Genomic DNA, 8360 nt, shown 5'->3' with positions numbered 1-8360 from the left:
AGGTCCGAGTGGGCAGGTACGAGCGTGCGCAGGACTCCCTTGCCGTTCTGAGGACCGCTGTCGAGGCAGCCCCGGACAATATCGAGGTTTGGAACGAGCTCGGCACTGCATACTTCATGCAGATCACGGCGGCAGCAAATGGAAAGAGTGATGCACGAGTCGCGGCTTCGGCTGCGCAAGACGCATTCGAGGCGTTCGATCGCGCCGTGCGACTCGATCCGAGCAACGCCTATGCCACGGCCGGACGGGGCATGGCACGAACCGTCATCGCGAATCGAAGCCGAGCGCCGGAGGATCTTCGCCGCGCGATCGTCGACTTGAATCGCGGAGTGGAACTGGCTCCGTCGCAAGTGCCGGTCAGGTTGATGCGTGCTTTCTCATCGCTTGCGCTTCCGCTCCCGCTGAGGCATGACTTACCGATCGAAGATGACCTGATGTTTCTCATGAACGTGGCAGATGGAACTCGTGCGGGTGATGTCGTCGCCCTGCTGCTCGCGGATTTGCAATGGGAGAGTGGGCGGCGCGATGAGGCTCGATCCACGTACGAACGCATGGCTCGGCGTGACACGCCAGCCGCTCAACGCGCTCGTGAACGCCTTGCAGTACTGAGCGGCAATCAATCGCCGCCGACGGCCGACATGATGAAACTTCGCTTGAACATCGGCAGAGACTGTACCCAGTGTCACGGGCATTGAAGCGCTGATTGAAGAGCCATCGTGAACGCGACAATGTTGAATGCGATAGAGGCGCTGGGATTCGCTACGGCCGCAGCGCTCTGCGGATTATTGTTGGTCACGCATCGCCCCTTCCATGCGACAGGCGGTGGCGCACGGCCCTATGGTTGGCTCTGGGTCACCGGGCTTCTGTACGCCGTGGCGGCGTTCGCGGCCGTGAGCCTGGACATCGCGTATCCGAAGGGTCGGGCCGTCGACATTGCCGAGTCGATTGCCTGGGTCTCCACGTGTTTCGGGCCGTTGGTCTTTACCAGTCTCGGCGACCCTCATGTACGGTCCGACCAGGCACGCAAGTTCCTCAAGGTGCTTGCCCATGTCGGCAGCATCGCACTGGCGATCTGGTTCGCCATCGTCTTGCTGCGGACTGACTTCCGTGTCGGCGATACGCCATTTCCGTCGGGCGCGTTCTATGTCTCGCTCTTCTTTGCGGGGGCCTGTATCGTCGCTGCGTTTGCAGGCAGCCGCGCCTCTGCCAACAAAGCGCGCCCCCGGATCGCGCGCTGGTTCGCGCCAGCTGCAACGCTCCTGGCGCTCGTGCAGATCCTGGCGACGCTCGTGTCGATTCACGACTCGCTAGCCGACGGTCCGCTGCAGCAGATCGCCTCCTTGATCAGCGCTTTGTGGGTGTTGCCGTGGACGCTGTTGCTGTCGTTCTTTCTTGCGCAGACCCGCTATGCCGACATCGCGTTGAAGCGCAGTCTCGTTCTCATCGCAAGCGTGTGTGTCGCCGCACTCGTCGTGGCGCAGATTCCAGCATTCGTGCCCGGCCTGCCGTTCGTGACCGCAACGATCCTGGTCGCCGCACTCATGCTCGTGGCGCCCGCGGTGTTCGGTTGGATCAGTCATTGGGTGGATCGATTCCTGCTGCGCCGCCCGGCGTACGCACTGGTGAAAGGGGATTTCGTGCAGGAGGCGCGCCGCGCATCGACGGACGACGAGTTGATCGCGCTCGCGGAACATACCATCAGGGAAGCGTTGCGCGTAAAAGCGGCGGTACGCTCGGGCGGGGATTTCGCCGAGGCCGCGACATATCTCGCCCGAATCCGGGTCGGCGATCGACTCGTGCTCGATCTCGCGGCATCGAAGGACTCGCGCGTACTCATGCAGGAAGAGTTCGCGTTTGCCGAAGCCATCGCGCTGGAGCTCAGCTACCGCCTCGAGTCGTTGCAGCTCGAGGCGGAACGGCGCGAGTCCAGGTTGCGGGAGGAGCGGTTGCAACGCTCACTGACCGAGGCCAAGCTCACCGCGCTGCGCGCTCAGGTTGACCCGCATTTCCTGTTCAACACGCTGAATACGATCACCGACCTCATTGGACGCGCGCCCGAGCAGGCGGAGACGATGACGGAACGGCTTGCGGATTGCTTTCGATATGCGCTTTCCCGGCACGACCAGATGCTCTCGACGCTCGACGAGGAGTTGCAGTTCGTTCGTCGCTATCTCGATATCGAACAGGTTCGGTTCGGCGAGCGCCTGCGCGTCGAGATGCGCAACGACGAAACTCTCGGTGCGCGCCAGGTGCCCTCGCTCATTCTCCAGCCGATCGTCGAGAATGCGGTACGACACGGTCTCGCGCCGACCCCAGGAGGTGGAGTGTTGAGCATCAGCGCGATGCGCGCCGGCGAGTATCTCAAGCTCGAAATCTCAGACGACGGTGTCGGCATACCGGCGGGAGCACCCAATCGAATCGGTATCGGGCTCAGAAACGTTCGCGAGCGATTGCAGACGGTTTATCGCGACCGTGCGCGAATGAATATCGGCCGAGGCGCCTGCGGACGCGGGACATGCATCACATTGCTCTTGCCGCTACATGAAAATTAGGACGCTGATCATCGACGATGAGGAGGCGGCGCGGTCGCGTCTGCGAAAGCTCCTCGCGCCATTCGAACGAATCGACATCATTGGCGAAGCCCGTGACGGTCTCGAAGCCATCGAGTCGATGGCGAGCATGTCTGCAGACCTTGTGTTTCTAGACGTGCAGATGCCGGGCTGCGACGGCTTCGAGGCGCTGCGCAATCTGCCGGCAGGAACCTCGTGGCCACTCGTGATCTTTGCGACCGCTTACGATCAGTACGCCCTCGATGCCTTCGCCGCGAACGCCGTCGGCTACCTGTTGAAACCGATCGATCGCGGCAAGCTTGCGTCGGTGCTGGAGCGCGTCGAGCGACTTCACGGCAGTGCGCAGGACAATGCGGCGGAGAAATCGCGAGTGCACGCGCTCGTGCACTCGACCCGAACGGAACTCAAGCACGTCGTCGCGAGGTTCCGCGATCGCTACGTCCTGATTCCGCTCGATGACGTCTGCGTCTTCAAGATGGAAGACGGCCTCGTCAAGGTTCAGACGACGACACAGCTCTATCGAACCGATTACAACCTCGCCGATCTCGAGGCTCGCCTCACCGACCCGCCATTTTTCCGTGCCCATCGCTCGGCAATCGTCAACAGCAAGAAGATTGCCGAAGTCGCGCCGCTGATCAAAGGCTCTTACATGCTTGTCCTGAACGACAAGGAACGCACCGAGATTCAGGTGAGCGAACGTCAGTCGAAGCTCGTGAGAGAGCTGCTGCAGCTGCGCAAAGGTTGAACCTGCAGCGACGCGCGTCCAGGAATTGGCGGCGCTCATTGCCGCCCGCGGCACGCTCGCAAGTCGCCGTTCAGCGGGCAATCACACGCGCAGCGCCACTATGGGTCTCAGCATCATCGCCAGCCACGCGTGCCTGGCGGCGGCCAGCGCGGCAACCGCCAGGGTGACGATCAACGCGAACACCAAGGTCCAGTAACCGAGCGGCGTGCGTTCCGTGTACGGCGCGAAGTAGCGCACGAGCGCCAGCGCAGCGATCGGCAGGCCGATCGCCGCGGACAACAGCACGGTGCCGCCGATCTTTCTGGCCACCAGCTTGCCGATGTCCAGGCGACGGGCGCCGAACAGCTTGCGCATCGCAATGGCCGCCGTCAGGCGCTGCACGGTATCGGCGGCGAGCACATAGATGCCGAAGGCCGCGATGATCATGGCGATGATCGTCCCGAGCGCGAGCAGCCTGGCCAGCCTGGCATCGTCCGCATAGTTGGCGGCATAGATGTCTTTGACAGGGCTCAGTTCGAGGACGGAGTTCGGGTAGTACTGCGGCCACACCGTTCGCACGGCTCGTTCCGCATCCGCCACCGATCCGCTCGCGCGCACCGTGACCGTGACGCCGCTCGTAAACACTTCGTAGGCGGTGGCACGCGGAACCTCGCGCAGCGAATGGAAGCGGATTTCCGGCGCGATGCCCACGACGCGCTTGGTGACCAGGCCTTGAGGACCGGTGCCGAAGCGGCTGCTCCTGAACAGCAACGTCTGTCCCACCGCCTGCTGCGGCGAGGCGAAGCCGAGCGCGCGCGCCGCAAGCGCATTGATCACGACCGGATCACCTTCGCTCTTCCAGTCGGTCTGCGAGTCGAACAGCCGGCCGGCCACGGGCCGGATGCCGTACTGTTCGAAGAAGTTGGCGCTGACCAGCTTGTTGTCCATGATCACGCTCGGCCCGCCTTCCTGTTTGACCTCGGCGCTCAACGGGTACCTGGAGCGCCCGACCGCATCCGCCGCGGTGGCGACGCCGGCTATCGCGGGTTCCTGCGAGAGCGCCGTGATGAGCGCACGGGAGACTTCCGACTCGCCCATCATCACGCCTTCGTTGATCTCGAAGGCGAGCAGCGAGGAGGGATCGAAGCCGGGCGAGGCGTTCATGGCGAAACGAGCCTGCAGATAGATGCCCAGAGTGAAGCTCGCCAGCCCCATCGCGGCCGCGATCTGCAGCACCGACAAGGTCTGTCGCAGGCGCTTGCTGAGCACCGATTCGGTATGCGCGCGTCCCGCCAGCACTTGCGACGGACGTACGCCGAAGGCGATCCAGGCAGGGTAGAGGGCGGTCAGCAGGCCCAGCACGATGCCGATCGCCACGGCTGCCGCGATGTTGCCCGGCGTGAGCAGGCTGCTCAGGTCGCGGTTCATCAGTTGGGCGAAGACGGGCAGGAGCAGATAGGCGAGCAGCAGCCCTATGGCCGTCGCCAGCATCGCGACCAGCAGCGATTCCGCGGCGAACTGCAGTACCAGGCGCTGGCGCTTGACGCCCAGCACCTTGCGCATGGCGATCTCGCGCTCGCGGCGCGCGACGCGGATGGTCGCCAGGTTGACGTAGTTGAGGGTCGCCAGCGCCAGGATGAGGCTGGCGATCGCGAGCAGCCCCGCGAGGACGGCAGGATTGCCCCGGTCGACCTTGAGAGAGAACGGATTGATCGCGATTTCGCGATCGAAATAGGCATCGCGCAGCGGCGCCAGTTTGATATCGACGATCTTGCGTCCGCCCAGCCGGTCCTTCGCGGCAGCCGGCAGCCGCTGAGTCGCCGGCGCCCGGTCGACTGCGTTCTGCAGAGCCTCGGTGATCGCCGGAATCGACGCATCGGGCCGGACACGGATGAACAGCGTGCCGGGGAAGGACATCTCGCCGGTGATCGCCTCGGTCGCCATCCACTGCGGCACCAGGGAGAGCTTCGGTCCGTGCAGCGCCTCGAATGGAATGGTCGTGTTCGCCGGCGGGTCTGGCAGGATCGCGGTGACGCGCGCGGTGCTCGTACCGGGTTCCACCGCCTTCAGCGTCACGGTTCTCCCCAGCACGTCCGTCGTGCCGAACAGGCGCCTGGCGGCACTTTCCGTCAGGGCGAGACTGTCCGGGCGCGACAATGCGTCGGCCAGGTCGCCATTGATGGCGCGCAGCCCCAGCATCTCGGCGAACCCCGGCAGGGTGGTCAGATTCCTGAGCTTGCTGACCTGCCCATCGACCTGCGCGGTGAGCGGAAACCAGTTCACGAAGCCGGTCGTGCTGACGACGCCGGGCAGGTTGCTCGCGGCTTCACGCAACAGCACCGGTGCCTGATCGTACCAGGGCGTGCCCGGCTCGAGATTCGCACGCTGCTTGATGACATGGACATGCTCCGCGTCCGGCACGTGCGTGTTGTATTGCCAGCAGTAGCGTGCAAAGCCGACCAATAGCAGGAACACGCCCAGGCCCACCCCGAGCCCGAGTAGGGTGACCAGGGAGTACACCGGATCTGCCAGCAGCAGGCGCACCGACCTTGAAATCCCGCAGTTTCATCGCGACCTCCGGCTGTCAGGCGGCGACGGCTTCGGCCGTCCCGGCGATTCTCCCGTCGATCAGGCCCACCGTGCGCGCGGCTCGCGCCGCGTGCGCCGGGGAGTGAGTGACCATCACGATCGTGGTGCCCGCCTCGTTGATCTGCTGCAGGATGCGCATCACCTCTTCGCCGTGCGCCGAGTCGAGATTGCCGGTCGGCTCGTCCGCCAGCAGCACCGCGGGCCTGTTGACGAGCGCGCGCGCGATGGCGACGCGCTGCTGCTGGCCGCCCGACAATTGCGACGGTCGATGCCTGGCGCGGTGACCGATCCCGAGGTGATCGAGCATCTGCGCCACACGCTCGCGGCGCTCCCTGGCGGGAACGTCGGAGTATTCGAGCGCGAGCTCGACGTTTTCCCGCACCGACAACTCTTCGATCAGGTTGAAGTTCTGGAATATGAAGCCGACGCGCCCGCGGCGCAGCTCGTTGAGCTTCGCTTCGTTCCAGCCCGCCACGTCCTGTCCTTCGAACCAGTACTCGCCGGCATCGGGGCTGTCGAGCATGCCGAGGATCGACAGCAGCGTCGATTTGCCGCAGCCCGACGGCCCCGTGACCGCGATGTACTCCCCAGCCGCGATCTCCAGGCTGATGTCATTGAGCGCGGTGGTGACGACTTCGCCGCCCACGAACTTCTTCGTCGTACGCACTAACTTGATCACGGTGCCTCCAGGTTGCAAAAGGGACGCTATCTGGCGATCTGCAGCCGCTCGGCGGCGCCGTAGGCTGCATAGCTCGACACGATCACACGCTCGTCGATGGCGAGGCCGGAAGCCACTTCCACCTGGCTGTTGTTGCGGCGGCCGACGCGGATCGCGCGCCGCTCGGCCGTCGTGCCGTCGGCTGCCACCACGTAAACCCAGCTGCCGCCGGTATCGTTCATGTACGCATCGTTGGGCAGGATCAGGGCGGGCGTCGTCTCTCCCAGAACGATGCGCGTTTCCAGGCTCTGCCCGGGCTGCAGCCCGGGAGGCGCTTCGCCGGCGAAGCGCAGCTCGGCCGAGAAGCGGCCATCGGTGATCTGCGGGAATACGTGGCTCATTTCGACTTCGTAGGTGCGCCCCTCGACGCTCACGTGGCCGCGTCTGCCCACCGCCACGCTGCCGAGGAAATATTCGTCGATCCTGGCCTCGACCTTGAACTCGCCCGGATCATCGATGCGCCCGATGCGCTGGTCGGCCTTGACGATTTCGCCCAGCTGCAGGCTGAAGTTCGTCAGCCGGCCGGCGATCGGCGCGCGCACGGCGAGCCCGTCGATCAATTTGTTCACCTCCTGCAGGCCGGCGTCGAGCCGCTCGATCGCCTGTTCCATCTGCCTGATGCCCTCGCGCTTGATCTGCATCTCGATCGCGGTGCGCTTCTGCGCGCTCTCGACGGCCTGCTGGCGCAGCAGCACGTCGTCCTGGGCCCGCTCCAGCGTTGCCTTCGAGATCACGCCCTCCTGCGCCAGCGGGACGTATCGCGCGAGCAGCTTCTGTGCTTGATCGAGATCGAAGTCGAGCTGCAACAGCTGCCGGTCGTGCTCCGTCTGGGCCGCTTCGAGCGCGACCCGCAGAGTGGAGACGTTGGATATCTGCTGGGCGCGGTCCGCTTCCCGCGCGACCAGCTCCAGGCGCAACTGCGGGTTCAAGAGGCGGAAGAGCAGATCGCCTTTCCGGACCGTCGCGCCGTCGCTGGCGAAGATCTCTTCCACGCGACCGGAGGCGAGGGAGTCGAGCATGATGGTGCGCAACGGCGCCACGGTCGAGCGCACCACCACGTCATTGCGGAACATCGCACGCTGGACGGCGGCAATGCGGACGTTGGCTGCCGCAACCTGCAAGCCGTTCGGCAACACCCATCGAATCAGAAGGACCGCGACCAGCACGACGGCGGCGGCGATCGCGGCGATCAGACGGGTTCGCCGCCGCTTGGGCAGCGGCTCATCCATGGCGGCGCCGGTGACGCGGTCGGCAGGAGCGTCGGCGACGAGCCGCGGCTGCTGGATGTGTGCCAGGCGCGCCTCGCCCTGATCGGAACTCACCGGGCGTGCTCCTCAGGGCCGGCAGCGCCGCAGTCCGCGCGGCGGTCTTCGCATCGCGCGGACTACATCCGGGGCACACAGCCTGAATCTCATGTAGCGATGGTTCCTCTACGCCTGATCCTTGGCATTTGCGCGTTGCTCGGGATCGTTCATATCCGCAGCGCCCACGTCATCGACGACTGCGGAGATGCCCAATGCCGGCGCGCTCTCTCAAATCTTGCAACTACATAGGAAGTCTTAAATACTACAGATGTCGTTATTTGCGCAACTCGATTCGACGAGCACGGCTGCGCCGCGGGCACCTGGCCGTGATCCGGCTTCAGTCCGGGAGACGCTTGAAGATGTAGTGCAGGGCGTTGGTCAGTCGAGCCCCGCAAGGCGTCGGGACGGGATACCGTCACCACCTGCACGAGTTCCCATCCTTCCTGGCCCATCGC

General features: G+C 64.7%; 6 protein-coding genes. 3 read left to right on the top strand and 3 right to left on the bottom strand.

Annotated features, from left to right (window positions below; translation table 11 throughout):
* The 3 genes from V7D81_RS22440 to V7D81_RS22430 form a co-directional block, all read left to right on the top strand.
* Window positions 1–695: tetratricopeptide repeat protein (locus tag V7D81_RS22440; protein ID WP_324320520.1), on the top strand; the 695-nt coding region annotated here is incomplete at its 5' end.
* Between the two features lie 21 nt (window positions 696–716).
* Window positions 717–2552, top strand: coding sequence for a sensor histidine kinase (locus tag V7D81_RS22435; RefSeq protein ID WP_324320518.1), 1836 nt, complete (start codon window positions 717–719; stop codon window positions 2550–2552).
* Entirely contained in the window at window positions 2542–3315 is a 774-nt protein-coding gene (locus tag V7D81_RS22430) for a LytR/AlgR family response regulator transcription factor (protein WP_324320516.1), read from the top strand. The genes V7D81_RS22435 and V7D81_RS22430 overlap by 11 nt, the downstream gene beginning before the upstream one ends.
* Before the next feature lie 81 nt (window positions 3316–3396).
* Here V7D81_RS22430 and V7D81_RS22425 read toward each other — a convergent pair whose 3' ends face one another.
* The 3 genes from V7D81_RS22425 to V7D81_RS22415 are packed head-to-tail and all read right to left on the bottom strand — an operon-like array spanning window position 3397 to window position 7923.
* Window positions 3397–5838 (bottom strand): ABC transporter permease, encoded by a 2442-nt coding sequence (locus V7D81_RS22425; protein ID WP_324320514.1) that lies wholly within the window; start codon window positions 5836–5838, stop codon window positions 3397–3399.
* A gap of 40 nt (window positions 5839–5878) precedes the next feature.
* Complete coding sequence (locus tag V7D81_RS22420; RefSeq protein ID WP_324320512.1) at window positions 5879–6562, bottom strand: ABC transporter ATP-binding protein; 684 nt, start codon at window positions 6560–6562, stop codon at window positions 5879–5881.
* Window positions 6563–6588: 26 nt separating this feature from the next.
* On the bottom strand, window positions 6589–7923 hold the full coding sequence (locus V7D81_RS22415) for an efflux RND transporter periplasmic adaptor subunit (protein WP_324320511.1): 1335 nt from the start codon (window positions 7921–7923) through the stop codon (window positions 6589–6591).
* Window positions 7924–8360 lie beyond the last annotated feature (437 nt).

The organism is Povalibacter sp. (assembly GCF_036735925.1).
In the GTDB taxonomy this organism is placed as follows: domain Bacteria; phylum Pseudomonadota; class Gammaproteobacteria; order Steroidobacterales; family Steroidobacteraceae; genus Steroidobacter.
Note: the sequence above shows the minus strand (reverse complement) of the source record. Positions and strands in the feature narration are given on the sequence as shown.